Annotated in this window: 21 protein-coding genes; 10 read left to right on the forward strand and 11 right to left on the reverse strand. The window is 71.9% G+C overall.

The window, feature by feature from the left end:
- Positions 1-4 precede the first annotated feature (4 nt).
- The 6 genes from KI385_RS36945 to KI385_RS36970 all read right to left on the reverse strand — a co-directional run bounded on the left by KI385_RS36945 (position 5) and on the right by KI385_RS36970 (position 4,832).
- Entirely contained in the window at positions 5-982 is a 978-nt protein-coding gene (locus tag KI385_RS36945; RefSeq protein ID WP_238576378.1) for a metallophosphoesterase family protein, read from the reverse strand.
- 123 nt (positions 983-1,105) lie between these two features.
- Positions 1,106-1,438: a DUF427 domain-containing protein gene (locus tag KI385_RS36950; protein WP_238576379.1), complete on the reverse strand. Its 333-nt coding sequence runs from the start codon at positions 1,436-1,438 to the stop codon at positions 1,106-1,108.
- 99 nt (positions 1,439-1,537) lie between these two features.
- Positions 1,538-2,002 (reverse strand): thioesterase family protein, encoded by a 465-nt coding sequence (locus tag KI385_RS36955; protein WP_238576380.1) that lies wholly within the window; start codon positions 2,000-2,002, stop codon positions 1,538-1,540.
- Positions 1,999-2,970, reverse strand: coding sequence for a 3-hydroxyacyl-CoA dehydrogenase NAD-binding domain-containing protein (locus KI385_RS36960; RefSeq protein WP_238576381.1), 972 nt, complete (start codon positions 2,968-2,970; stop codon positions 1,999-2,001). The genes KI385_RS36955 and KI385_RS36960 overlap by 4 nt, the downstream gene beginning before the upstream one ends.
- Before the next feature lie 48 nt (positions 2,971-3,018).
- The gene (locus tag KI385_RS36965) at positions 3,019-3,906 is read right to left on the reverse strand and encodes a beta-keto acid cleavage family enzyme (RefSeq protein WP_238576382.1); all 888 of its coding nucleotides are present in this window, start codon (positions 3,904-3,906) and stop codon (positions 3,019-3,021) included.
- 68 nt (positions 3,907-3,974) lie between these two features.
- Positions 3,975-4,832, reverse strand: a complete 858-nt coding sequence (locus KI385_RS36970; protein WP_238576383.1) for a TetR/AcrR family transcriptional regulator — start codon at positions 4,830-4,832, stop codon at positions 3,975-3,977.
- A gap of 207 nt (positions 4,833-5,039) precedes the next feature.
- Here KI385_RS36970 and KI385_RS36975 point away from each other — a divergent pair, with 207 nt between their 5' ends.
- From KI385_RS36975 to KI385_RS36995, 5 genes are all read left to right on the forward strand, one after another.
- Positions 5,040-7,103, forward strand: coding sequence for a SpoIIE family protein phosphatase (locus tag KI385_RS36975; protein ID WP_238576384.1), 2,064 nt, complete (start codon positions 5,040-5,042; stop codon positions 7,101-7,103).
- Positions 7,104-7,190: 87 nt separating this feature from the next.
- Positions 7,191-8,591, forward strand: a complete 1,401-nt coding sequence (locus KI385_RS36980; RefSeq protein ID WP_238576385.1) for a glutamine synthetase family protein — start codon at positions 7,191-7,193, stop codon at positions 8,589-8,591.
- Positions 8,591-9,766, forward strand: a complete 1,176-nt coding sequence (locus KI385_RS36985) for an amidohydrolase family protein (protein WP_238576386.1) — start codon at positions 8,591-8,593, stop codon at positions 9,764-9,766. The genes KI385_RS36980 and KI385_RS36985 overlap by 1 nt, the downstream gene beginning before the upstream one ends.
- Before the next feature lie 73 nt (positions 9,767-9,839).
- Positions 9,840-11,114, forward strand: coding sequence for an MFS transporter (locus tag KI385_RS36990; protein WP_238576387.1), 1,275 nt, complete (start codon positions 9,840-9,842; stop codon positions 11,112-11,114).
- A gap of 150 nt (positions 11,115-11,264) precedes the next feature.
- Positions 11,265-11,465: a cold-shock protein gene (locus tag KI385_RS36995; RefSeq protein ID WP_238576388.1), complete on the forward strand. Its 201-nt coding sequence runs from the start codon at positions 11,265-11,267 to the stop codon at positions 11,463-11,465.
- Between the two features lie 31 nt (positions 11,466-11,496).
- On the opposite strand, the gene KI385_RS37000 is transcribed toward KI385_RS36995, so the two are convergent.
- Positions 11,497-13,023, reverse strand: a complete 1,527-nt coding sequence (locus KI385_RS37000; protein WP_238576389.1) for a M81 family metallopeptidase — start codon at positions 13,021-13,023, stop codon at positions 11,497-11,499.
- A gap of 56 nt (positions 13,024-13,079) precedes the next feature.
- Positions 13,080-14,258 carry an ROK family transcriptional regulator gene (locus tag KI385_RS37005; RefSeq protein ID WP_238576390.1) on the reverse strand — a complete coding sequence of 393 codons (1,179 nt, stop codon included), beginning with the start codon at positions 14,256-14,258 and terminating at the stop codon, positions 13,080-13,082.
- Positions 14,259-14,437: 179 nt separating this feature from the next.
- On the opposite strand from KI385_RS37005, the gene KI385_RS37010 reads away from it, so the two are divergent.
- The 4 genes from KI385_RS37010 to KI385_RS37025 are packed head-to-tail and all read left to right on the forward strand — an operon-like array spanning position 14,438 to position 20,189.
- Entirely contained in the window at positions 14,438-16,237 is a 1,800-nt protein-coding gene (locus KI385_RS37010; RefSeq protein WP_238576391.1) for a peptide ABC transporter substrate-binding protein, read from the forward strand.
- Complete coding sequence (locus KI385_RS37015; protein ID WP_238576392.1) at positions 16,234-17,184, forward strand: ABC transporter permease; 951 nt, start codon at positions 16,234-16,236, stop codon at positions 17,182-17,184. The genes KI385_RS37010 and KI385_RS37015 overlap by 4 nt, the downstream gene beginning before the upstream one ends.
- Entirely contained in the window at positions 17,181-18,086 is a 906-nt protein-coding gene (locus KI385_RS37020) for an ABC transporter permease (protein WP_238576393.1), read from the forward strand. The genes KI385_RS37015 and KI385_RS37020 overlap by 4 nt, the downstream gene beginning before the upstream one ends.
- Positions 18,087-18,101: 15 nt before the next feature.
- A complete protein-coding gene (locus KI385_RS37025; protein ID WP_238576394.1) occupies positions 18,102-20,189 on the forward strand; it encodes a dipeptide ABC transporter ATP-binding protein in 2,088 nt (695 codons plus the stop codon).
- On the opposite strand, the gene KI385_RS37030 is transcribed toward KI385_RS37025, so the two are convergent.
- Positions 20,176-20,931 (reverse strand): L,D-transpeptidase family protein, encoded by a 756-nt coding sequence (locus KI385_RS37030; protein WP_238576395.1) that lies wholly within the window; start codon positions 20,929-20,931, stop codon positions 20,176-20,178. The genes KI385_RS37025 and KI385_RS37030 overlap by 14 nt on opposite strands.
- 486 nt (positions 20,932-21,417) lie before the next feature.
- Between KI385_RS37030 and KI385_RS37035 the strand changes: the two genes are divergently transcribed.
- Complete coding sequence (locus tag KI385_RS37035; protein ID WP_238576396.1) at positions 21,418-22,815, forward strand: NADP-dependent succinic semialdehyde dehydrogenase; 1,398 nt, start codon at positions 21,418-21,420, stop codon at positions 22,813-22,815.
- Positions 22,816-22,856: 41 nt separating this feature from the next.
- Here KI385_RS37035 and KI385_RS37040 read toward each other — a convergent pair whose 3' ends face one another.
- Together KI385_RS37040 and KI385_RS37045 are read right to left on the reverse strand one after the other, a co-directional pair.
- Positions 22,857-24,383: a caspase, EACC1-associated type gene (locus tag KI385_RS37040; RefSeq protein ID WP_238576397.1), complete on the reverse strand. Its 1,527-nt coding sequence runs from the start codon at positions 24,381-24,383 to the stop codon at positions 22,857-22,859.
- Positions 24,380-24,724 (reverse strand): effector-associated constant component EACC1, encoded by a 345-nt coding sequence (locus tag KI385_RS37045; protein WP_238576398.1) that lies wholly within the window; start codon positions 24,722-24,724, stop codon positions 24,380-24,382. The genes KI385_RS37040 and KI385_RS37045 overlap by 4 nt, the downstream gene beginning before the upstream one ends.
- Positions 24,725-24,881 lie beyond the last annotated feature (157 nt).

Genomic DNA, 24,881 nt, shown 5'->3' on the forward strand with positions numbered 1-24,881 from the left:
TCGGTCAGCGGCACGAGTAGGACGGGCTGCTGTCCTTGGTGCGGCCGTCCGTGCCCACCAGATCCCAGGAGAAGCCGGTGTCGGTGAAGTTCAGCTTCACCACGCCGAAGGTGTCGGTGAGCCGCTTCTCGCTGTTGTCCTGGACCTCTTCGATCTTGTACGGGTTGGCGCCGCCCATCCCGCCGAGGAGTTCGACGATCCCGTTCTTGTCGGCCTTGCCGTTGGGGTCCTGGGGCGCGAACCGCTCGTAGTGATGGTCGTGGCCGTTGAGCACCAGCTCGGCCTTGGCGTCGTACAGCAGCTTCCAGATCGGTCGGCTGACCGGGTCGTTGCCGTGTTCGCCGGAGGAGAAGAGCGGGTGGTGCCAGTAAGCGGCCACGCACTTCTTGGAGTTGGCCGCGAGGTCGGCCTTGAGCCACTTGAGCTGTGCGGAGTTCAGGCTGTTGGAGTCCAGTGCGATGAAGTGCCAGTTGTCCTGGTCGAAGCTGTAGTAGCTCTTGCCCTTGGGGTAGGCGATGGCGCCGAAGTAGGACTTGTAGCCGGCGAGTTTGCCGTCCGGGTCGTAGGTCTCGTGATTGCCGGCGACAGGGTGCGTCTTGGCCTTGAACGCGCCCCAGCTCTTGTCGTAGTACCTCTTGTAGTCCTTGAGCCGGGCGTCGTCGTACTGGTTGTCGCCCATGGTCAGCACGAACGCCGGGTTGATCTTCTTCACCAGCGCGGCGGTTTTGGGGTGTGCGCAGTCACTGTCGCTCGCCGTGCACTGCTCGGCGATATCGCCGGCGGCGACGGCCGTGAACCCGGCGGCATGCGTGCCCGGTGCACGGTCGGGCACAGCGTTGGCCTGGCCGGCGTTCGACCACAGCGCCACACCGCCGATGAGCGCGAGCGCCGCGCCCGCGGCGGTGGGTATTCCTAGGCGAGCATTGCTGAACAGGGGGCTTCGTGACTTGAGGGGCTTTTTGGCGCGGGGGGTGGGCGTCATGTCCGTCTCCTGGGTCGGCGTGGGGGGCCGTCCCGAGGAATCCTGACGGTCGCTCATGCACGGGTCAAGGAGTGTGACGGTAATTGTTAGGAAACTTTCCTACCCGAGCTCACGACCCCGGTCTCAGCCCAACTCGGCCTCGTAGAAGCAGAAATGATCCTTGATCCGCGCGACCTCCGGATACGGCTCGGGGTAGGCCCACACGACATCCTCCGGTCCGTCGGCGAGCGACCAGTAGGAAGCGGTGCCCTTGAACGGACAGACCGAATGCGTCTCGGACGGCGTCAGCAGGTCGGTCCGTACGTCCTCGGGCGGCAGGTAGTACCGCACCGGGTAGCCGGTCTCGCGCAGCAGGAGCGGACGCCGGCTGTCGGCGACCAGCCGGCCGTCGATCTCGACGCGGACGTGGTCGGTGCCTTGCTCGATCTCGATGCGGTGGCCTCGGATGGCTGTCATGGTGGTCGCTCCTCGGCGGGTCGGAAGGCTGGTCCGTCCAGGATCGCACCGGGACGGGGCGGCGGCGCTCCGGATCGGCGCCGAGGAGCGGAGGCCTCGCTACCGCTGCACCGCGCGGATTCCGCGCCCCGCCCACTCCGGCGCGGGGGCGGTCAGGCCGGCGAGGTGTCGGCGCGCCGCGTCCGGCAGCGGGGCCGCGCGCCCCGTGCCCTGGTCGACGTGCAGGGTGAAGAGCTCCTCGGTCGCGACCGGGTCCCCGGACGGCTCGCCGGCGAACATCTCGTGGACGAAGCGGAGCTTCTTGCCGTCCACCCCCAACACCGTGGTGCGGAGGGTGAGTTCGCTGTCCCGGGCCACTTCGCGGAGGTAGCGGACATGCGCCTCGACGGTGTAGAGCGAGCAGCCGGTGCGTGCGCGGTAGGCGGCGTCGAGGCCCGCCGTATCCATCAGGGCGTCCGTCGCGAAGCCGAAGACCAGGACGTAGTAGGCCTCGCTGAGGTGGCCGTTGTAGTCGATCCAGGCGTCCTGGACCGTTTGGCGGAAGAGCGGGAGAGGGGTGCTCATCGGCGGGTGTCCCCCAGTCGGCCGGTGGCCCGGAGGACGTCGATGACGCCCTGATCGCGTGCGGCGACCAGATCCGCGTAGGTGCGCTCGCCCGCGGCCTCCGCGCAGCCGTCGACCATCGCGTCACGCAGCTCGCGGTCCAGCTCGGGCGCCTCCAGACGGGTCCACGGGGACTTCAGGGACGGGCCGAAGTGGTCGAGCATATGGGCCATACCGCCCTCGCCGCCGGCCAGTGCGAAGGTCAGACAGGGGCCCATGAACGCCCAGCGCAGGCCCGGGCCTTCGGTGATCGAGGCGTCGATGTCCTCCACCGAGGCCTCACCGTTGGCGACCATGTGCAGCGCCTCGCGCCACAGCGCCTCCTGGAGGCGGTTGGCGATGAAGCCGGGCAGTTCGCGGTCCATGGTGATCACGGACTTGCCGGCCACGTCGTAGAAGCGGGAGGCCCACTCGACGGCCTCGCGGTCGGTCTTCTCGCCGCCGACGACCTCGACGAGCGGGATGAGGTACGGAGGGTTGAAGGGGTGGCCGACGACGAGGCGGCCGGCGTCTTCGGCCGCCGTCTGCATATCGGTCATCGGGTAACCGGAGGTGGAGGAGGCGATGACCACGCCCGGACGGGTCGCCGCGGCGAGCTCGGCGAGCAGTGAGCGCTTCAACTCCAACTTCTCCGGGGCGCTTTCCTGGACGAAGTCGGCTTCGGCGACCGCGGCCGCGAGGGTCGACGCGACGGTGAGACGGTCCGGTGAGGCGCCCTCGGCGAGGCCTATCTGCTCCAGGGCCGGCCAGGCGGCGGCGACCAGCCGGCGGAGTTTCTCCTCGGCGTCGGCGGCCGGGTCCCAGGCGGTGACGTCGTAGCCGCGGGCCAGGAAGTGGGCGACCCAGCCGCCGCCGATCACTCCGGCGCCGATACAGGCGACGCGGCGTACGGCCTCGGGTGCGCAGGGGGCAGGGGTGGTTTCAGGCATGAGGGAGCGGCTCCAGGGGAGGGCGGGGAAGGAGGGAAGCTGTGGGGCTCAGCCGCGCGGCTTGAGGCCCAGGCGGGCGCGCGCCTGGTCGGGGGTGGCGACCGTGGCGCCGAGCAGCTCGGTGATCTGGACGGCGCGCTCGACGAGCCGGCCGTTGGTGGCCTTGACGCCCTTGCTGAGGTAGAGGTTGTCCTCCAGGCCGACCCGGACATTGCCGCCGAGCAGGATCGACTGGGCGACCCACGGCATCTGCATCCGGCCGAGCGCGAAGCTCGCCCACTGCGCGCCCTCGGGGAGCATGTTCACCATCGACTGCAGGACGCCCGGATCGGCCGGCGCGCCCCACGGGATGCCCATACACAGCTGGAAGATCGTCGGGTCGTCCAGCAGACCCTCGGCCAGCAGCTGCTTGGCGAACCACAGCTGACCGGTGTCAAAGATCTCCAACTCGGGCCGTACGCCCAGCTCTTGGATGCGCTTGGCGCCCGTGCGCAACATGTCGGGGGTGGAGACGTACAGGTTGGAGCCGTCGCCGAAGTTGAGGGAGCCGCAGTCCAGGGTGCAGATGTCGGGCAGCAGTTCCTCGACGTGCGGCAGCCGCTCCAGGCCGCTCACCAGGTCGGTACCGGGCAGCTGCCGGAGCGGGTTCTCGGGGTCGATCACCAGGTCGCCGCCCATGCCGGCGGTGAGGTTGATGACGACGTCGGTGCCGGTCTCCTTGATCCGCTCGACGACCTCGGCGTAGAGCCGTGGGTCGCGCGAGGGGGCGCCGGTCTCGGGGTCGCGTACATGGATGTGCACCACCGCGGCGCCCGCGGACGCCGCCTCGACGGCCGACTTCGCGATCTGCTCGGGCGTGACGGGCACGTGCGGGGAGCGGCGGACGGTGTCACCGGCGCCGGTCAGCGCGCAGGTGATGATGACCTCGTTGTTCATGCGGGTCCCTTCGACGGCGGTTGAGGGCATGCGGTGCGGAGTGGGCAGAAGGGGGCGCGCGTCGGCCGTCAGCCCGCGGTGAGTTCGCTCTCGACGAAGGCGAGCAGCGCGGCGTGCATGGTGTCCGGGCCGGTGCTGTCGGGTGCGGTGGCGAGCACCTGGGTGGCCAGCCCGTCGATCAGTGCGGTCAGCCGAAGTGCGGTGAACTCCGGATCGACGGTGCGGAAGACGCCCTGGCCGACGCCGCGCCGTACGACATCGGCGACGGTGGTGCGCCACTGCCGGTAGTAGTGCTCGTGCAGCCGGCCCACCGCGGTGGAGCGGGCGGCCTGGGCCCACAGGTCGAGCCAGACCAGCCACTGACGGCGCTGCTGCTCGGTGCGCGGGGTCTGCAGCGCGATCAGATGCAGCAGTTCCGCGCGGGCGTCGGGGGCCTTGGCCAGGCCCGCCGCGCGGCGCTCGGTGTCCTCGTCCATGCACCAGCGCACGGCCGCTTCCAGCAGCTCGTCGCGGCCGGGAAAGTGGTAGTGCACGGCGGCGGGGCTGGTGCCGCAGGCAGCCGCGATATCGGCGACCCGTACGCCGTGGAAGCCGTGCTCGGCGATCAGCCGGACGGTCTCCCGCACGATCTGCAGCGGCCGGCCACCCTCGGGGACGGCCACCGGCTCGCGCTCGGGCGCCGCCGGCCGCTCCGGGGCACCGAGCAGCCAGCCGGTGTCGACCCCGCCGATGTCGGCGATCCGCACGATCTCGGCCAGCGTGAAGCGGCGGGTGCCGCCCAGTGACCGGGAGAGTTTCGAGGGGTCCATCACGATCCGGCGGGCGAACTCGCGGTGGCTGCAGCCGAGCCGGTCGATCACCTGCCGGACACGGTCCGTGACATCTCCGGTGTCGTCGGTGATACGGGCTCCGGGGGCGTCCTTCATGGTCCGGGACCGTAACAGTGTGTTGAGAACATCGCAATGAGGGGAGAGGGGTGGAGAGGGGTGAAGGCCAGTCTTGGCAAGCTGTCGTGGTGCGGTGTAGTGAGGTGACTGATGAGAGAGTCAGGTGTGTTGCCGGTGGTGTTGCCGGATTTCTGGGGGAAGGGTCTGGACACGCCGTAATCCTGATGAATGTGGCAAAGTGACGACATGGCTGACCGGGGAGCGAAGCGGCCCACCGTGTCGGTGCCGGACGACTGGCCCGCCCACCCGGACCTGACCCTGGCCCTCAACGGCATGGGCGGCTTCGACTGGGACCTCGACAGCGGGCTGATGCACATGGACCCGCCCGCCCTCGAGGTCTTCGACCTGCTCCCGTCGGAGTACGACGATCATCCGGAGACCCTCAACTGCCGTGTCCCGGCCCATGAGGCGGCCCGTCTGGACGCCCTGGTCGCCCGCGCGCTCAAGGACGGCAGCCACTCCTACGGGGCGTACTTCCGGGTGCGGCTGCGCGACGGCGAGCTGCGCTGGACCCACGCCCAGGGCAGCATCCGCCGTGACGACACCGGCAGACCCCGCCGCATCATCGGGGTGGTCCGCGACGCCAGCCACGAATACACCCACGCGGCGGAGCGGCTCGCCGTCGACGAGGAGCGCCGCCGGCACACCAGCGTCGTCGAGCGCACCACCGCCGCCCTGGCGCACGCCAGAACGGTCGGCGAAGTGATCGCGGTGCTCGCCGATGAGCAGGGGCTGAGCCGGCTGGGCGCGGAGAACGTCATCCTCGGGCTGGTCGAGGCGGGACGTATCCGGCTGGTCTCCGAGGGCAAGGCGGGCAGTTTTGTGCCCGACCTCGAATTCACGCGGGTCGGTGACGAATTCCCGATGAGCGAGGTCGTCCGCACCCTCACCCCGCGTTATGTCCGCAGCCGCGCCGAATTCAAGCACGGCTACCCGCGACTGTGGCATGCCATCGAGCCGCTGAACGTCAACTCCGCCGCGTATCTGCCGCTGATCGCCCAGGGCCGCCCGATCGGTGTGATCGGCCTGTTCTTCGAGCGCGAGAGCGACTTCCGCGACCAGGAGCGCAACGTCCTGGTGGCGCTCGGCAGCAGCATCGCGCAGAGCCTGGCCCGCGCCATGCTCTACGACCAGGAGCACGATCTCGCCGCCGGCCTCCAGCAGGCCATGCTGCCGCGCCGGATCCCCGGCATCGCCGGCGCCCAGATCGCCGTCCGCTATCGCTCCGCCCGGATGGGCCGGGACATCGGCGGCGACTGGTACGACGTGATTCCGCTGCCCGACGGCCGGGTCGCCGCCGTCATCGGCGATGTCCAGGGGCATGACACCCAGGCCGCGGCGCTGATGGGCCAGCTGCGGATCGTGCTGCGCGCCTACGCGGCCGAAGGGCACGCCCCCGCCACCGTCATGGGCCGCGCATCCGCCTTCCTCAACGAGCTCGACACCGACCGCTTCGCCACCTGTACCTATGTCGACGCCGACCTGAGCACCGGCGCGGCCCGGATCGTCCGGGCCGGCCATATCGACCCGCTGCTGCGGCACGCCGAGGGCATCTGCCGCCGGCTGCCGGTGGCCGGCGGGCTGCCGCTCGGGATCTCCTCCGAGTTTCGGCGGCTCGACTACCCCGTCACCACCGTCCAGCTCGCCCCCGGCGACACCCTGCTGCTGTGCACCGACGGCATCGTTGAACAGCCCGGCACCGACCTCGACGACGGGATGCGGCAGTTGGCCCGCGAGGTCCGCGAGGGCCCCCAGGACGTCCAGCAACTCGCCGACCGGCTCTGCGAGTCGGCGGATGAACGGACCGGCGAGGACGATATGGCGCTGCTGTTGCTGCGCCGCCTGGGCGCCCCGGAGCACGACACCGTCGGCCGGTTCCGCCAGCACATCGCCCCCGCCGACCCCGAAGGCCTCTCCGCCGCCCGCCATATGATCCGGGCCGCGGTACGCGCCTGGGGCGCGGAGGACCGCGTCGACGAGATCGAACTGATTGCCGATGAGCTGATCACCAACGCGCTGCTGCACACCGACGGCGAGGCCGTGATCAATGTCCGGATGCCGCACAGCGTCGGGCGGCGCCTGCGCCTGGAGGTCGAAGACCACTCCAGCAGCCTGCCGCGGCGCCGCGAACCGGGTGAGGCCGGTGTCTCCGGCCGCGGCCTGCTCCTCGTGGACCGCTTGGCGGATGTCTGGGGTGTGGAACCGCGCGGCGGCGGAAAGTGCGTATGGTGCGAGTTCAACTGCCCCTGATCGGACCGGCTCTCACGCCCTGAGCCGCACCGGCCATCAGCGGGAACGGGCGCCGAGCGATCGGCACGGTCGAGTGAGGACGGCTCTATGGGAACGCGGGCTGCGGAACAGCGCGAGGAAGCCCGCCGGTTGGCGGCGCGGATGGAGGCGGAAGGTGTCCGGAATGTGGCGCTGACCTGGGTGGACAACGCGGGCATCACACGCGTCAAGGCCGTTCCGGTACAGCGGCTCGCGGATGCGGCCGAACGCGGCGTCGGGATGTCGCCCGTCTTCGACGTCTTCACCTCCGACGACGCCATCACCGAATCCGAGCATCTGGGCGGCCCCGACGGGGATCTACGGCTCTTCCCCGACCTGGACCGCCTCACCCCGCTCGCCGCACAGCCCGGCTGGGCCTGGGCACCGGTGGACCGCTACGACCAGCTCGGCCGGCCGCACCCCGCCTGCCAGCGGCAGTTCGCGCGGCGGATGACCGAGCGGGCCGCCGCGGCCGGCCTCGAACTGCGGATGGGCTTCGAAACCGAGTGGGTGGTCACCCGCGCCCCGGCAGGGCACACCCCGGCCGCCACCGATGCGTACGAGGCGCTCGACTACCCCTGCGCGGGACCCGCGTACGGCATGACCCGGGTCGTCGAACTCTCCGACTACCTCCGGGACGTCAGCGAAGCGCTGTCCGTCCAGGACATCGACGTCCTTCAGGTGCACCCCGAATACGCGCCGGGCCAGTTCGAGATCACCACCGCTCCGGGCGACCCGGTACGCGCCGCCGACGACGCGGTGCTGGTCCGCGAGACCGTCCGCGCCGTCTCCGCCCGGCACGGACTGCGCGCCTCCTTCGCCCCGTCGGTCGTCGCCGGCCAGGTCGGCAACGGCTGCCACCTCCACCTCAGCCTGTACCGCGACGGGGTGAGCCTGCACCGCACCCCGGACGCCGACTGGGGCCTGGCACCGGACGCGGTGGCCTTCCTCGGCGGCATCCTCGGCGCCCTGCCCGCCCTGCTCGCCATCGGCTGCCCCTCGCCCGCCAGCTATCTGCGGCTGCAGCCCTCCCATTGGGCCGGTGTCTACCAGTGCTGGGGGGTGGAGAACCGCGAGGCGGCGCTGCGCCTGATCACCGGCGCTCCCGACGACCCGGACGGCGGCCACGCCGAGCTCAAGACCTTCGACGCCGCCGCCAACCCGTATCTCGCCGTCGGCGCGGTCATCGCGGCCGGACTGCACGGCATCGAGTCCGCGACCCGGCTGCCCGCGCCGCAGACCGGCGACCCGGGCACGTTCGGCGTCCGCGAGCGCGCCCGGCGCGGCATCGTCCGGCTGCCCGCCACCCTCACCGAGGCCACCGACCGGCTGGAGAAGTCGGCCCCGCTGTACGAGGCGCTCGGCGAGGTGCTGCACGGCGCGGTGCTCGCGGTCCGGCGCGCCGAGGAGGCGCACTTCGCCGAGAACGACGCCGAGGAGATCGCCGCCGCCACCCGCTGGCGCTGGTGATGCCCAGGGACGTCCCGGGGAGCGGCCCCGGCTTCGACGACGGACTGCCGCCGCTGGTGGACCACCACTGCCACGGCGTGCTCCGCCACGATCCGGACCCCGGGACGTTCGCCGGGTATCTCACCGAATCGGACCGGCCGCCCGCGGCGGGTACCACCTTCTTCGACACCCAGGCCGGTTTCGCGGTCCGCCGCTGGTGCCCGCCGCTGCTCGGCCTGCCCGCGCACTGCCCGCCCGACCGCTACCTCGCCCGCCGCCGCGAGCTGGGCCCGGACGAGACCCGGCGCCGTCTGCTGGGCGCCACCGGCATCGGCGCGTACCTCCTGGACACCGGACTGCCCGGCGATCTGACGGGCCCCACCGAGACCGCCGAGGCGGGCGACGGCAGCGGGTTCGAGGTCGTCCGGCTGGAGACGCTGGCCGAGCGCACCGCGGCCCGCGCCCATGACGCCGAGGAGTTCACCGACGCCCTCGCCCGCGCCGTCCAGGACGTCGCGGGCACCGCCGTCGCCTTCAAAACCGTCGCCGCCTACCGCCACGGGCTCGCCCTGGATCCCGCGCCGCCCGCCCCCGACGCGGTGCGCACCGCCGCCCGCTCCTGGATCGCGGCCGGCGCGCCCCGCCTCACCGACCCGGTCCTGCTGCGGCATCTCGTGTGGCTGGCCGTCGCCACCGGTCGCCCCCTCCAGCTCCACACCGGCTTCGGCGACCCCGACCTACGGCTCGACCACGCCGACCCGGCGCTGTTGACCGACCTGGTCCGGGCCACCGCCGACACCGGCACGGACCTGGTGCTGCTGCACTGCTACCCGTACCACCGGCAGGCCGCCTACCTGGCGAGCGTCTTCCCGCACGTCTACGCCGACATCGGGCTGACGCTGACCCAGACCGGCCCGCGGGCCGCGGCCGTGCTCGCCGAATTCCTGGAGCTCGCGCCGTTCGGCAAGCTGCTCTTCTCCACCGACGCCTATGGCCTCCCGGAGCTGTACGTCGTCGGCAGCGCGCTCTTCCGGACCGGCCTGGCGGCCGTCCTCGGCGCGTGGACGGCATCCGGCGCCTGGTCGGAGACGGACGCCCGGCGGGTCGGCGCGATGATCGCCGCGGACAATGCCCGCAGGGTGTACGGCCTGGCGGAGACCGTCCGGGCCGGCGGGTCGGCGGCGGCCGGTCCGTAAGGGGCGTGCGCGCCGAGCGCCTCTTCCACCCCTGCCGTCGGCCGCACCCACGCAGCGTGCTTTACTGCGCCGCGTGGCCCCTGCAACTACCTCCGAAAAGCGCGAAATCCCCCTGCGCTCCCGGATATTCGCCGATCTGACCCCGCTGCGCTCGTCCGCGGACTACCGCCGCCTGTGGTGCGGCAACACCATCTCCTGGATGGGCCAGCAGATGACCGCGCTCGCGGTCTCCCTCCAGGTCTACGCCATCACCCGCTCCACCTTCTCGGTCGGCCTGGTGGGCCTGTGTTCCCTGGTCCCGCTGGTCGTCTTCGGGCTGTACGGCGGCGCCATCGCCGACACCGTCGACCGCCGCAAACTGGGCCTGTACAGCGCCGCGGGCGCGACCGCGATGTCCATCGTGCTGGCCACCGCGGCGCTGGCCGGATACCACCGGGTGTGGCTGCTCTACACCGTCGTCGCCCTCCAGGCCGTCTGCTTCGCGATGAACTCCCCGGCCCGTACGTCGATGATCCCGCGGCTGCTGCCCACCGAGCAGCTGCCGGCCGCCAACGCCCTCAACTCCCTGACCAGCAACCTCGGCCTGATGGGCGGACCGATGCTGGGCGGCGTGATCGTCGGCCTGTGGGGCTACCAGGCCGCGTATCTCATCGATGTGGTGGCTTTCAGCGGCTCGCTGTACGCGATGTGGCGGCTGCCGTCCATGCGTCCCGACCAGGGGGAGGGGCCGCGGCGCCGCGCCTCCGTACTGGACGGCCTGCGCTTTCTCGCCACCCGGCCGAATCTGCGGATGACGTTCTTCTCCGACATGGCGGCGATGGTGCTCGCCCAGCCGCGCGCGCTGTTCCCGGCGATCGCGGTGCTCTGGTTCGCCGGGGACGCCAAGACCGTCGGCCTGCTGGTCGCCGCGCCCGCGGTGGGCGCCGTACTGGGCGGGCTGTTCTCGGGCTGGCTCGGCGGGATCCGCCGGCACGGTCTGGCCATCCTCATCGCGGTGGCCTCCTGGGGCGCGGCCATCGCCTGCTTCGGGCTCTCCCGGCATCTGTGGCTCGGCCTGTTCTTCCTGGCGGTGGCCGGGTGCGCGGACACCGTCTCGATGGTGTTCCGCAGCACCATGCTCCAGGCCGCGACGCCGGACGCGATGCGCGGGCGCCTCCAGGGCATCTTCATCGTCGTGGTCGCGGGCGGACCGCGGCTGGGCGACTTCCTCGCCGGATCGGTGGCCGATCTGACCTCACCGGCCACCGCGGTGATCGGCGGCGGCCTGGCCTGCGTCCTGGTGGTGACCGGACTCGGCCTCGGGCGCCGGGCCTTCGCCCGCTACGACGCGCGCGATCCACAGCCCTGAGCCCGCTGCCCTGAAGGGCGCCGCTGCCCGGCCGGGTCCGGGGTGCCCGCTCAACCGTCCGGGTGAACACCGGCGGAGCCGGCATCCCGGGCGGGTAGAACTACCGTGCCCGACCGGGCATCCAGGCACCATCCAGCAAGGGACAGCGCAATGGCTCAGGGCACCGTGAAGTGGTTCAACAGCGAGAAGGGGTACGGATTCATCGCGGTCGACGGGGGACAGGACGTGTACGTCCACTACAGCGCGATCGACATGGACGGCTTCAAGGCCCTGGAGGAGGGCCAGCGGGTCGAGTTCGAGGTCGCCCAGGGGCAGAAGGGGCCCCAGGCGGACCGGGTGAGGTCGATCTGAAGCCGGGCGGCCCGGCGCCGGCCGGGCCCGCCTACAGCACCACCGGCGTGAGGTCCGGCTCCTCGAACCCCTCGTCGTCGAAGGGGTAGAGCGGCCGTAGCACCTTGTGGTGCCCGAGCCGCAGCAGATCCTGGTCCACCCCGCCCGGGGTGAGCGCCAGCAGCCAGTCCGCGGCCATCGCATGCAGCTCGGGCTCCAGATAGCCGATCTTGACGACCACCAGGTCGTAACCCAGCGGATCCAGCGCGCCGAAGTCCGCACGGGTGTGGAACGGCTTACGGCGCTCGGTCAGCACCACCGTCACCCCGCCGCGGGTGACGGCCGCGGTCCGGCCGCCCCCCTCGTAGGCCGGATTGCCGCGAGGTCCGCCCGAAGCGGGTCCGGCCGCGCCCTCCAGGGCGGTCACCGTGCCGGTCAGCCCGTACGGCTCCGCGTGCGGGCCGGTGCCGGCGCTGAAGTGGCCGCCCACGCGGAGGGTGACCTCGGCGCCCACACCGGCGTCGAAGCAGACGGCGACGGCCTTCGGGTCGGTGATGCCCGGATGCAGCGCGGTGACCCGGCCGCTCGCCAGCTCCTCGTTGGCCAGCAGCCGGCCCAGCATGTACCCGAGGTCCCCGGCGCCGCCCGCGGTGGGGTTGTCGCCGGAGTCGCTGATCAGGAACGGGCGGGCGGGCGAGGCGACGGCGCGGGCGATACAGCTGTCGGCGTCACCGGTCGGCCCGACGAAGACGAAGTCGCGGCGTGCGTCCCAGTACGCACGGGCCAGCGACTCGGCCTGTGCCACGGCGAGTTCGGGGTCGTCCGCGGTGACCACCACGGCGGCCCGGCAGCGTTCCTCGTCGGCCCAGGCGTAGCCCACCCAGAGCGCCGCGTCGACGACCCCGTCCAGCGCCTCGACCGAGGCCAGCCGCCCGTAGAGCGACTTGGCCGGCTCCAGCCGGGTGCTGGTCTTCTCGCCGGGGAGCAGCACCGGGACCTGCACCCAGGCCCGGTGCGGGCGGCCCTTCCTAGAGACCAGTCGTCCGACGAGCTTGCGGGCGGCCCGCTCCCGGGTCTCCCAGGCGTCCTCGTGCGGGGCCAGACGGTGGGCGGTGAGCAGATCGAGGCGCTCGGCGAAGCGGCGGGAGACATTGCCGTGCAGATCCATGGCGGCCGAGATCAGGGTGTCGGGGCCGGTCGCGGCCCGGACCGCGTCGGTCAGATCGGCCTCCGCGTCCGCCAGGGCGACCACGCTCATCGCGCCATGGATGTCGTACACCAAACCGTCCAGCGGCCCCGACTCCCGTATCCGGGCGGTCAGTTCGTCCTTGATGCGGTCGTAGGTGGCACGCTCCACCGGCCCGCCGGGCACCGCGACGGCATGCACCAGCGGCACCCACTCGACGAGCTCGGCCAGATCGCCGTCCGGCCGGGTCCAGGTGTAGCGGTCCAGCAGCGCATGCTCCCGGGTGATGCGGAAGTCGTCGTACGTCGAGCGGTGCGGGCAGAACTGGCTGGACTCGATGGCCATGCCGCCGACGCCGATACGGAGGCGGCGGCCGGTGGGAGAGGGCGTCATGGGGGCTCACTTTCCGTGGCGGGGGCGGTGGTCTGCGGCAGGGCCCGGGCCGGTGGTCAGCTTCGTACGGCGGCCGGTGGGGGCGGTGCGTCCGCCGTGGTGTGCCTGCGCAGGGCGGCATGGCCGGCGCCCAGCAGCCCCGCGTCCGGGCCGCAGCCGGCGGCGTTGATGGTGAGATCGCTGGTGGCCATCGGCAGACAGCGCTCGTAGAGCATCCCGCGTACCGCGGCGACCAGCGGCTGGGCGCCGGAGAGCGCACCGCCGAGGATCACCGCCTCGGGGTTGAAGAAGTTCACGACGACGGCGAGCACCGCGCCGATGTCCCGGCCGGCCTGCCGTACGAGGGTGGTGGCGTGCGGTTCGCCGTTCTCGACCAGCCGCAGAATGTCGGTGGCGGAGTCCACGGCGATGCCCTTTTCGCGCAGTGCGGCGGCGATCGCGGCGCCGCTCGCCACCGTCTCCAGACAGCCGATGTTTCCGCATGAGCACGGGAGTTCGGCGCCCTCGTCCACCCGGACATGGCTGATGTCGCCGGCCGATCCACGGGCCCCTCGGTGCAGCCGGCCGTCGCTGATGACACCGGAGCCGATACCGCGGCCCGCCTTGACGACGACGAGATGGCGCCGGGTGGGGTGGGCGGCGCGGTGTTCCCCCAGCGCCATCATGTTGGCGTCGTTGTCGAGCAGCACCGGCAGACCGAGACGGTCGGCGAGCCGGTCGCGCAGCGGGAACAGATGCCAGCCGGGCATCCGGGACGGCGCGATGATCCGGGCGCCGTCCGCGTCGACCGGGCCGGGGAAGCCGACGCCGACGCCACGGACCGTACGGCCGGCCGCGCGCTGCCGTTCGGCCAGCGCCCCCAGCCGCTCGGCGAGTGTGTCCAGGGCGGGCTCCGGCCCGGCGGTCAGATCGACGGCGTGGTCGTCGATGTCGAAGGCGTCGCCGGTCAGGCCCACCGCGCCGGTGCGGATGTGATGGCTGCCCAGGTCGGCGGCGAGCGCGACGGCGCCCTGCTCGGCGACCCGCAGCAGCCGCGGGCGACGGCCGCCGCGTGAGGCGCCCTCGCCGGATTCGGCCAGCAGCCCGGCCTCGACGAGTTCCTGGACGCGGGCGGAGACGGTGGAGGCGGCGAGCCCGAGCTCGCGCACGAGGTCCGCGCGTGAGGTGGCGGAGCCGTTCGCGACGAGTTCCAGGACATGCGCGGCGGAGCCGGGCTGCTCGTCGGGGGCGGTCATGGCGGCGCCTTTCGGCTTGGTGCGGGAGCGGGGCTTTCTTCGGTGATCGAAGGAAGTGGGGGAGTCAACTCGCGGACAGTAGACATCAGTTGGCGTTGTTCCGCCAAGGTCTTGACTTCTTTTCGCGGCCGTCCGTACTTTGCTCGCACTCTTCGACCGGCCGAACCCCCGGAGGCAGCATGGGCCTGCGCAGTACTCGAATACGCGGGCCCCTGGGGCGCGTTGCGGTCGCGGCCCTGCTCGGCACCATGGCGCTGGTCGGCTGCGGCCCCTCTGGCAACGTTGTCACCGATCTTGGTGCCACCGGCGGAACGCGCGTCGAGGGCGGCACCGCCACCATGGCCCTGCCGCCCGCCTCCACCCCCAACTGGATCTTCCCCATCGGCGCCCCCGGCTATCTGGCCTCCTACAACAGCGCCATCCAGGACCTGCTGTTCCTGCGGCTGTTCATGCCCGAGCAGAAGGGTGATGCGCTGACCATGGACTCGCCCCGCGGTCTCGCGGAGACGCCCCGCTACAGCGACGGCAACACCACCGTCAGCATCACGCTGAAGAAGGGCTACCGGTGGTCCGACGGAAAGCCCGTCACCACCCGCGATGTGAAGTTCTGGTTCGATCTGATCAAGGACAACAAGCAGGACTGGGCCGGCTATTCGCCGAAGCTGATGCCGGACGATGTCAAGGCTTTCGAGATCGTCGACGACCGCACCTTCCGGCTCCGGCTGGACCGCGCCTACAACCCGACATGGTTCACCGCCAATGAACTCCAGGACTTCGTCGCGCTCCCCGTACACGCCTGGAACCCCGGCCACCAGAGCCCCCGGCAGGCCTTCGCCCGGCTGATGCGGCACGCCAAGCGATTCTCCGCATTCGCCACCGATCCGCTGTGGAAGACCGTCAACGGGCCCTGGCGGATAGAGAAATGGACCACCTCCGGGCGGGTCTCCCTCATCCCCAACAAGAAATACCGAGGGCCCGACACACCCCACCTCGACCGTGTGGTCCTCAAGCCCTTCACCACAGCCGACTCCGAATTCAATGTGCTGCGCGCCGGCGGCGTCGACTACGGCTATATCCCGCCCTCCGTCATGGCGCAGTCCACGAAGTTCAAGGAAATGGGCTATCGCATCGATCCGTGGGAGGGCTGGGCGGTCACCTATATCGTCCTCAACTATCACCACCCCACGGCCGGACCCCTGCTGCGCCAGGACTATCTGCGCCAGGCGCTCCAGCGGCTCATCGACCAGAAGTCGATCTCCCGGGTGATCTGGCACGGCAGCGCCACGCCCACCCTCGGCCCGGTCCCCGCCGGCCTCCTCGACGCCGACCCCTATCCGTACGACCCGAAGCGGGCGAAGGCGCTGCTGGCCCGGCACGGCTGGGCCGACCGGGACGGCACGCTGCACTGCGTACGGCCGGGACGCGGCACGGGGGAGTGCGGGGCGGACATCCACGACGGCCAGGAACTGCGGCTCTCACTGCTCTCCCAGTCCGGCTCGACCGAGACCTCCAACACCATGCAGGCCATCAAGTCCGAATTCGGCAAGGCGGGCATCACCCTCGACATCCGGCAGCAGCCGCTGAACACCGTCCTGGGCACCACCGTCCCCTGCAAGAAGACCGAGCCCCTCTGCGCGCAGTGGCAGCTCGGCTTCTTCGGCACCCAGGGCAGCTGGTACTTCCCGCCCGACCCCAGCGGCGAAAAGATCTTCGCCAGCAACGCCCCCTCCAACATGGGCAATTGGTCCGATCCGCGCACCGACCGCCTCATCCGGGCCACCGAGTACTCCGACCGCCCGGCCGTGCTGCGCGATTACGGCCGCGAGGTGGCCCGCCGGCTCCCGGTCCTGTGGACCCCCAACCCCGCGTACCAGGTCTCCGCCATCCGCAACGACCTGCGCGGCGTCGACCAGAACCCCACCCTGTCCCTCGCACCCCAGAACTGGTACTTCGTGAAGAAGGGCGGCGCGGGCAGATGATCCACTTCCTGGCCAAGCGCATCGCGCAGGCCCTCGTCGTGCTGCTGCTGGTCTCCGTCATCGTCTTTGTCCTGCTGCATCTGCTCCCCGGCGGACCCGCCCGCGCCATCCTCGGCGTCCAGGCCACCCCGGAAGCCATCGCCCACTTCAACCACCAGCAGGGGTACGACCGTTCGCTGCCCGAGCAGTACGCCATGTACCTCGGCCGGCTGCTCTCCGGCGACCTCGGCGAGTCCTACAAACTCAACCAGAGCGTGGCCTCGCTGCTCGGCGAACGGCTGCCCAAAACCGCCCTGCTCGCCGGTCTCGCCCTCGCACTCGCCGCGCTGCTGGCCGTCCCGCTGGGCATCCTGCAAGCGGTACGCCGCGGCAAGGCCGCCGACTACGTCCTGACCGGCGTGGCCTTCCTCGCCTACGCCACCCCGGTGTTCTTCCTCGGCCTGGTCCTCATCCTGGTCTTCAGCCAGCAGCTCCCACTGCTGCCCGCCGAAGCGCCGCAGGCCGACACCGTCGGCGGCCTGCTCTCCGACCTGCCGGCGCTCGTCCTTCCCGTCGTGACCACCGCGCTGGGCATCATCGCCGCCTTCAGCCGCTATATGCGCTCCGCCGTCCTCGACAACCTCGGCGAGGAGTACGTCCGCACCGCACGCGCCAAGGGCCAGTCCGACGCCCGCGTCATGGCCCGGCACGTCCTGCGCAACGCCCTCATCCCGCTGGCCACCCTCCTCGGCCTCTACCTGCCCACGCTCTTCAGCGGCACCCTCGTCGTCGAGTCGATGTTCAACTACCCCGGAATGGGGCTGCTGTTCTGGAACGCGGCCCAGGGATCGGACTTCCCCGTCCTGCTCGGCGTCACCCTCGTCGTCGGCGTCGCCACCGTCCTCGGCTCACTGATCACCGATATCGCCTATGCCGTCCTCGACCCGCGCATCAGGAGCGTGACGTGACGACCCCAGCCCTCGAGGCCCCTGACGCCACGCAGCCGGACGCGGCGCGGGCCACCCCCGGCCTCGCCCGCCGCACCCTCGCCGTCTTCGCCCGCAACAAACTCGCCCTCGCCGGCGCCCTGGTGCTGCTCGCACTGCTCGCCTTCTGCTTCCTCGGGCCGCTGCTCCACCCCACCGACCAGATCCACACCGACCTCTCGCAGGCCGGCCTCGCCCCCGGCGCCGGCCATCCGCTGGGCACCACCGACCTCGGCTACGACCTGCTCGGCCGGCTGATGTACGGCGGCCGTACCTCCCTCGAAGTCGGCCTGGCGGCAGGGCTGTTGGCCACCCTCTTCGGGACGCTCTACGGCGCGGTCGCGGGCTACTTCGGCGGCTGGGTGGACGCCGCGATGATGCGCGTCACCGACGCCGCGCTCGCCATTCCGGCGCTCTTCCTGCTCGTCGTGGTCGCCGCGATCGTCACCCCCAGCAAGCCCGTCCTCATCCTGATCATCGCCTCCGTCGCCTGGCTGTCCCCGGCCCGCCTGATCCGCGGCGAGGCGCTGGCGCTGCGCGGCCGCGACTACCTCCACGCGATGCGGCTGATGGGCGGCGGAGGCGGCCGTGCGGTGTTCCGGCACATCGTCCCCAACGCCATCGGCACCGTCATCGTCAACGCCACCTTCCAGGTGGCCGACGCCATTCTCTACGTCGCCTATCTGTCCTTCCTGGGCCTGTCCATCCCGCCGCCGGCCGCCGACTGGGGCTCCATGCTCTCCACCGGCATCACCTACACCCAGGTCGGCTACTGGTGGCTGATCTTCCCGCCGGGCATCGCGATCGTGCTGGTCGTCGCCGCCTTCAACTTCATCGGGGACGGCCTGCGGGACGCCCTCGACGTGCGCCTGAAGAACAACTGAAGCGAGGACCCCACCATGACCGATTCGCTCCTGCGGATCGACGATCTGCATGTCGAGATCGCCGGCCGCGGCCGCACCGTCCACGCCCTCGACGGCATCGACCTCGACCTGGCCCCCGGCGAAGCGCTCGGCATCGTCGGCGAATCCGGCTGCGGCAAGACCATGACCGCGCTGTCCGTCCTCGGGCTGCTGCCGCACGGCGGCAAGATCACCGGCGGCCGGATCCTGTTCGACGGCACCGACCTCGCCGCCGCCCCGGAACCCGTGCTGCGGGACATCCGCGGAAACACCGTCGGCATGGTCTTCCAGGACCCGCTGACCTCCCTCAACCCCACCCTCACCATCGGCGCCCAGGTCGCCGAACCCCTGCTGCTGCACACGCGGCTGACGAGGGCCGAGGCCTGGGCCAAGGCCGAGGAGACCCTGCACCTGGTCGGCATGCCGCGCCCCGCCGAGCGGCTGAAGAACTACCCGCACCAGCTCAGCGGCGGGATGCGGCAGCGCGTCGCGATCGCCATGGCGCTGATCTGCGAACCCCGGCTGCTGATCGCCGACGAGCCGACCACCGCCCTCGATGTCACCACCCAGCACCAGATCCTCGAACTCATCGACGAGCTGCGCGCCCGCCTCGGCATGGCGATGATCCTGGTCACCCACGACCTCGGGGTGATCGCCCGCCGGGTCGACCGGGTCGCCGTGATGTACGGCGGCCGGATCGCCGAACGGGCCGCCGTACGGCCGCTGTTCGCCACCCCGCGGCACCGCTACACCCAGGCCCTGTTCGCGGCCCTGCCCGAACTCCCCCGGCCACCGCTGAGTGGGAGTGCCCCCGTCACCGGCGCCGACCGGCCGCTGGCCACCATCCCCGGCCTGCCGCCGTCCCTCGTCACCCGCCCCACCGGCTGCCGCTTCGCCCCACGCTGCGGCTTCGCCACCGACGTCTGCCATGCCGCCGAGCCGGAGCTCACCGACGGCCTCGACGACACCCCACCCGCCGCCGGTGCCCATGCCTTCGCCTGCTTCCACCCCACGGACCCCGCCCCCGGCGCCGACCCGGCCGCCGAGATCCTCCCGCCCGCACCCGCCCGGCCCCCGGTGCGTACGGACGAACCGCTGCTCCGCCTCGCCGATGTCAGCAAGACCTACCCGCTGCACGGCGGCCCCTTCGCCCGCCGTAAGGGCGCCGCCGAGGTCAGCGCGGTGGCCGGAATCTCGCTCACCGTCCGCCGCGGCGAGACCTTCGGCATCGTGGGGGAGTCCGGCTGCGGCAAGTCCACCCTCGGCCGGATGGCCGTCGGCCTGGAGGCGCCCACCGGCGGGAGTGTCCACTTCGGCGGCCGCGATATCGCCACCCTCACCAAACGGGAGCTGCGCGCGCATCGGCGCGACGTCCAGCTGATGTTCCAGGACTCCTGTGCCGCCATGGACCCGCGGATGCGGGTGGGGGCCGTACTGCGCGAACCGCTGGTCATCCAGGGCATCGGCGACCGGGCCGGGCAGCGGCGGCGGATCGACGGGTTGCTGGACGACGTCGGGCTGCCGCGCGGCGCGGTGGACCGCTATCCGCACGAATTCTCCGGCGGTCAGCGGCAGCGCCTCGGCCTGGCCCGCGCCCTGGCCCTGGCGCCGTCCCTTGTCGTCGCCGACGAACCGGTCTCCGCGCTCGATGTCTCGGTACAGGCGCAGATCCTCAACCTCATGCGCGAGCTGCAGCGCGAGAGGGGGCTCAGCTATCTGGTCATCTCGCACGACCTGGCGGTGGTGCGGCATCTCGCGGACTCGGTCGGCGTGATGTACCTGGGCAAGCTCGTCGAGACCGGCCCCGCGGAGCAGGTCTTCGCCCGGCCGCTGCACCCGTACACCCGGGGGCTGCTGGACACCGTCAACGCACCCGACCCGGACGCCGTCCCGGCCGGCAGCCCGCTCGGCGGCGAGACCCCGTCGGCCGCCGACCCGCCCTCCGGCTGCCGCTTCCGCACCCGCTGCCCGGCCGCGACCGGGCTGTGCGCGACCACGGAGCCGCCGCCGGCCGAGCCGGAGACGCCCGGACACCGGGTGGCCTGCCACTTCCCGCTGACCGCCGAAGCGGTCAGTACCGGGTGAGCGCGGTCGGCCCGTACACCGTGCCGATGGCGATATGCGGCTCCTGGGACGGCCGCAGCCAGGACAGGATCCGCGCCATCGCCCCGGCCGGTACGGACACACAGCCTGCCGTGGCGCCCTTCCCGTGGACATGGAGGAAGATCCCGGCGCCCCGGCCGTGCACCGGGCGGTGGTAGTTGAAGCCGGTGACCAGGGCCCGGCTGTACTGCACCGGATGGTCCGCCAGCCGCTCGGACTCGCCGGCCGCGCAGTCCGCCGGCAGGGGCTCCACCCAGCGGTTGTAGGACGCCGAGGCGTTGTCCTCGCACCACCAGGAGTCGGCGCCGACCTTGCGGTAGGGGGTGACGGTGCCGGGCGGTGCCGGATCGGACCCGAAGGCGAACGGCAGGTCGTACAGCCCGGTCGGGGTGGTCGAGGTGCCCTGGACCCGGGTGGCGCCCTCGGTCAGCCCGCCGGACCCGAAGCGTGCCGGTGCCGAACCGGCCTGCCGCCAGCGGCCGTTGTGCCGCTGCCACCACACCACCGTTCCGGCGGTGGCGCTCGTCGTGGGCGCCTGCGCGGTGATCAGCTGGTCGCCGCCGCCGGTGTCGGCCATGCGGGAGGGGAGCGGGACGACCGGGGTGGGGGGCACTGCGGGCGGAGCGCCGGCCGTGGCGGGTGCGGCCACCGTGAGCAGCAGCGCGCAGAGCGCGGACAGCAGCGCCGCGGCCGGGTACCTCGTCCTCGTACGCGTCATGGGCATGACCGCAAGGTAAAGCCCCACCGGCCCGCCCGGCGCCGCCCGATCAGGTCACATACGCCGATCCGGGTCCATCCGCAACCCGTCCGCGCCAATCCGCCGTGCGCCGGGGCCATGGACGGGCGAAACTCGGGTACGGGGGCTCATGTGCCACTAGCCGTCTCATTCTGGAGGCCCGCAGTGCAGCGGCAACCGCATACGCGCAGTGACCGCGTGCTCGACCGCGATCCCCAGCCCACGCCGGTCCCCGACCCGGGAGGCCCGCCGCCCAGCCCCATCCCTGAGCCGCTCCCCGGGCCGCCCACCCCGCCTGGACCGCCGGATCCCATACCGCCGGATCCCTCGCCGGTACCCCGTCCGCCCGGACCCGATCCCGACCCGGTCCCGGAGCCTTCCCCGGCTCCCTCGCCGCTCAGGTAGCAACCGCCCGGACCCTCGTGCCCGTATCCCGCGGGCACCACCGCCCCGCACACCAAGGAGGTGCTGATCATGGCCATCGCCACGGTCAACCCGGCCACCGGCGAGACCCTGAAAACCTTCGACGCGCTCAACGCGGGCGAGATCGAAGACCACCTGGCCCGGGCGGAGCAGGCCTTCCAGGAGCACCGCACCACGACCTTCGCCCGCCGCAAGGAACTGCTGCTCAAGGCCGCCGACCTGCTCGACGCCGACCAGGACGGCATCGCCCGCACCATGACCACCGAGATGGGCAAACCGCTGGTCCAGGCCCGCGCGGAGGCCGCGAAGTGCGCCAAGGCCATGCGCTGGTACGCCAACCGTGCCGAGGAACTGCTCGCCGACGAGCACCCCGACCCCGCCGATGTCCGCGACTCCGGCGCGGTGCGCGCCGTGGTGCGCTACCGCCCCATCGGCACCATCCTCGCGGTCATGCCCTGGAACTTCCCGCTCTGGCAGGTCGTACGGTTCGCCGCGCCCGCCCTCATGGCGGGCAACACCGGGCTGCTCAAGCACGCCTCGAACGTCCCGCAGACCGCGCTCTACATCGAGGAACTCTTCCGCCGCGCCGGCTACCCCGAGGGCTGTTTCCAGACCCTGCTGATCGGCGCCGGCGCCGTCGAGGACATCCTGCGCGACCCGCGGATCGCCGCCGCGACGCTGACCGGCAGCGAGCCGGCCGGCCGCTCGGTGGCGTCGATCGCGGGTGACGAGGTCAAGAAGACCGTCCTTGAACTCGGCGGCAGCGACCCGTACGTCGTCCTGCCCTCCGCCGACCTCGACAAGGCGGCCCGCGTCGGGGTCACCGCGCGGGTCCAGAACAACGGGCAGTCCTGCATCGCGGCCAAGCGGTTCATCGTGCACCAGGACGTCTACGACGCCTTCACCGAGCGGTTCACCGCCCGGATGGCCGCGCTGACCGTCGGCGACCCGATGGACGAGCACACCGACGTCGGTCCGCTCTCCAGCGAGCAGGGCCGTTCCGACCTGGAGGAACTCGTCGATGACGCGATCCACCGGGGCGCGAGTGCACTGTGCGGTGGCCGGCGGCCGCCCCAGCACCGCGCGGGCTGGTTCTACGAGCCGACGGTGCTGTCCGGCATCACCCCCGCCATGCGCATCCACCACGAGGAGGCGTTCGGCCCGGTCGCCACGCTCTACCGCGTCGCCGACCTGGACGAGGCGGTGACGCTGGCCAACGACACGCCGTTCGGGCTCAGTTCCAACGCCTGGACCCGCGACCCCGACGAACAGGCCCGCCTCGCCCGCGACGTGCAGGCCGGCAGCCTCTTCTTCAACGGCATGACCGCCTCCCACCCGGGCCTTCCCTTCGGCGGCGCCAAGCGCTCCGGCTACGGACGGGAGCTCTCCGGGCACGGGATCCGGGAATTCTGCAATATGACGACGGTGTGGTGCGGGCCGGAGGACTGAGACGACCGGAGAACTGAGACGACCGGAGGACTACGACAGGTTCACGGGGCGCCCCACAAGGTGGCGGACAGCTCGAAGGTGGGGTTGCGTGCGCTGGTGCCCAGGCCCTGGGCCCGGGACGCATCCACGTCGGTGAACACCACCTTCGCCACCTGGTTGTCCGTGGTGATCACGCACCAGACCGTGCCCGCGGTGATCTTCGCGGCGGGCAGATGAGCGCCGACCGGTCGCTCATCGGCCGCGGCCCGGCAGGCGTCCGCCGTATCGGTCCCCGGGCCGGCGGTGCCGATCTTCACCTGGAAGCTCTGCAAGTCCTCGTCGTTGGGCCAGATCACGGCCCGGCCGCCGAACGACGGGCCCGGGCAGCCCACGTAGTCGAGATCGGCACCCATCCCGGTTTCGATGTCGCCGCCCCTGACGGACGGCTGGTCCAGATCGAGGAACTGAAATGCCGATCCGGCGGTGCAGTCCGGCGCCTGCCAGGTGAGGTGCTTGTCCCGGTACAGCGGCTTCGGGCCCGTGGGGGTGGGGCCGGACGTCACCGGAGCGGCCGAGCCCGCCGGCGTCGTCGCGCTGCTGTGGCCGGTGTCCGGCCGTCCGCCGGCGTCCTTCTTGCCGCCACCGCCACCGCTGCCGTCATCGCCGCCGTCGTCGCCGAGCGCGCCTTTGATCAGTGACGAGGCCAGCAGTACCGCCAGCGCCCCGCCGACCGCCGAGGCGATCGCCACCGCACGTTTGCCCTTTCGCGCGCGCGGCGCCGGAGCGGGCGGACCGAGAGGGAACGACGGGGGCGGTGGAAGGGGCGGCATCGGCGGCGTCGGCGGCGTGGCCCCACCCGTCCGCACCGGCCCGCGTACCAGCGCGAGCGACCCGGCCGCCCCGGCCGACCTGCGCTGCGGCCGGGGCAGCCCCCGGCCGTGCAGCGCGCGGTCGACCTCGCGGTAGATCTCGTCGAGGGGGAGGGCGGCCGGCGCGGCCAGGGCGTCCAGCAGGGCCCCGGTGAAGGCCGTGTACGTCGCGCCGAGGGGCGCATGCGCCGGAGCTGTTTTCGTCGTGGACGTAAGGGTGTACGTTCCGGATAGGTCGAGCTGGCCGACGGCCAGGTTGGTCGGCTCGGCCATCGCGGACACCGCCCGGCCCGAAAAGCAGCAATCGAGCAGCAGCACCCGGGACTTGGCCCGCGCCTCACCGACATGGCGCTTGATCAGGTCGATCGGGAGGGCGGAGAAGCCGACGTGCTCGACATCGGTGTGGACGAGCCCGAGATGCAGCAGGCCGCTGTCGTCCAGTACGCCGTGCCCGGCGTAGTACACCAGCAGCAGATCGTCGGCCTCCCGTACGGCCCAGGTCAGCGCCGCGCCGACGGCCGCCTGGTCGGTGGGGTCGGACACCTTCCGGCAGTGTTCCGGGGCCAGCAGTCCCTGTGTCGGGTGGGTGAGCGCGCCCTGTAACGCCTCGAGGTTCTCCCGGACCGACGGGATACCGGGCAGATCGGGGCTGCTGAAGCGACTGGTCCCGATCAGCACGGCCCGGCTGGCGGGGCCGTGCGGGAACCGGCGCTCGCTCACCCGTCCTGCCCGTCGGGCGAGTTGAGGAGGCCGTTCGCCTCACGGATCACCGCCGCCGGGTCGCCGGCCCGTTTGACATCCACGCTGACCTTGCGGCCCTCGGGCAGCTCGACGGTGACCGTGACATCGGAGCGACGGCCGGCCAGCCAGGTGCACAGCGGAGTGATCAGCCCCGCGATGCCCCCCGTGCCCACGACGACGGTGAGCACCTCCACCAGGCTGCCCATGTGGCCGGGCTCCGGCGGCCGGCGCCGCTGGTGCACCCGCCCGCGCAGCGCGTCGTCGGAAGCCAGCCAGCCCCGCAGCGACGCGAGATGCGCCGCGCTCTCCGGACCGCTCACGGACACCTTCAGTCCGCCGGAATCCGACGGTGAACCTTGACCAGGGCCCGACATGGTCGACCCTCCCCGTGGCAGACAGTAGCCGCCATCTTGGCACGGTGATCCGGCGCGGGCAGCCGGTTCCGTCGAGCCTTGTGGCACAAGGGAGTTGAGCCGA

Source organism: Streptomyces inhibens (genome assembly GCF_022221585.1).
Taxonomy (GTDB): Bacteria; Actinomycetota; Actinomycetes; order Streptomycetales; family Streptomycetaceae; genus Streptomyces; species Streptomyces inhibens.

Bases quoted from the DNA above. Each gene is read 5' to 3' on its own strand.
- KI385_RS36945 (WP_238576378.1), bottom strand. From the start codon at position 982: ATGACGCCCACCCCCCGCGCCAAAAAGCCCCTCAAGTCACGAAGCCCC.
- KI385_RS36950 (WP_238576379.1), bottom strand. From the start codon at position 1,438: ATGACAGCCATCCGAGGCCACCGCATCGAGATCGAGCAAGGCACCGAC.
- KI385_RS36955 (WP_238576380.1), bottom strand. From the start codon at position 2,002: ATGAGCACCCCTCTCCCGCTCTTCCGCCAAACGGTCCAGGACGCCTGG.
- KI385_RS36960 (WP_238576381.1), bottom strand. From the start codon at position 2,970: ATGCCTGAAACCACCCCTGCCCCCTGCGCACCCGAGGCCGTACGCCGC.
- KI385_RS36965 (WP_238576382.1), bottom strand. From the start codon at position 3,906: ATGAACAACGAGGTCATCATCACCTGCGCGCTGACCGGCGCCGGTGAC.
- KI385_RS36970 (WP_238576383.1), bottom strand. From the start codon at position 4,832: ATGAAGGACGCCCCCGGAGCCCGTATCACCGACGACACCGGAGATGTC.
- KI385_RS36975 (WP_238576384.1), top strand. From the start codon at position 5,040: ATGGCTGACCGGGGAGCGAAGCGGCCCACCGTGTCGGTGCCGGACGAC.
- KI385_RS36980 (WP_238576385.1), top strand. From the start codon at position 7,191: ATGGGAACGCGGGCTGCGGAACAGCGCGAGGAAGCCCGCCGGTTGGCG.
- KI385_RS36985 (WP_238576386.1), top strand. From the start codon at position 8,591: ATGCCCAGGGACGTCCCGGGGAGCGGCCCCGGCTTCGACGACGGACTG.
- KI385_RS36995 (WP_238576388.1), top strand. From the start codon at position 11,265: ATGGCTCAGGGCACCGTGAAGTGGTTCAACAGCGAGAAGGGGTACGGA.
- KI385_RS37000 (WP_238576389.1), bottom strand. From the start codon at position 13,023: ATGACGCCCTCTCCCACCGGCCGCCGCCTCCGTATCGGCGTCGGCGGC.
- KI385_RS37005 (WP_238576390.1), bottom strand. From the start codon at position 14,258: ATGACCGCCCCCGACGAGCAGCCCGGCTCCGCCGCGCATGTCCTGGAA.
- KI385_RS37010 (WP_238576391.1), top strand. From the start codon at position 14,438: ATGGGCCTGCGCAGTACTCGAATACGCGGGCCCCTGGGGCGCGTTGCG.
- KI385_RS37015 (WP_238576392.1), top strand. From the start codon at position 16,234: ATGATCCACTTCCTGGCCAAGCGCATCGCGCAGGCCCTCGTCGTGCTG.
- KI385_RS37025 (WP_238576394.1), top strand. From the start codon at position 18,102: ATGACCGATTCGCTCCTGCGGATCGACGATCTGCATGTCGAGATCGCC.
- KI385_RS37030 (WP_238576395.1), bottom strand. From the start codon at position 20,931: ATGCCCATGACGCGTACGAGGACGAGGTACCCGGCCGCGGCGCTGCTG.
- KI385_RS37035 (WP_238576396.1), top strand. From the start codon at position 21,418: ATGGCCATCGCCACGGTCAACCCGGCCACCGGCGAGACCCTGAAAACC.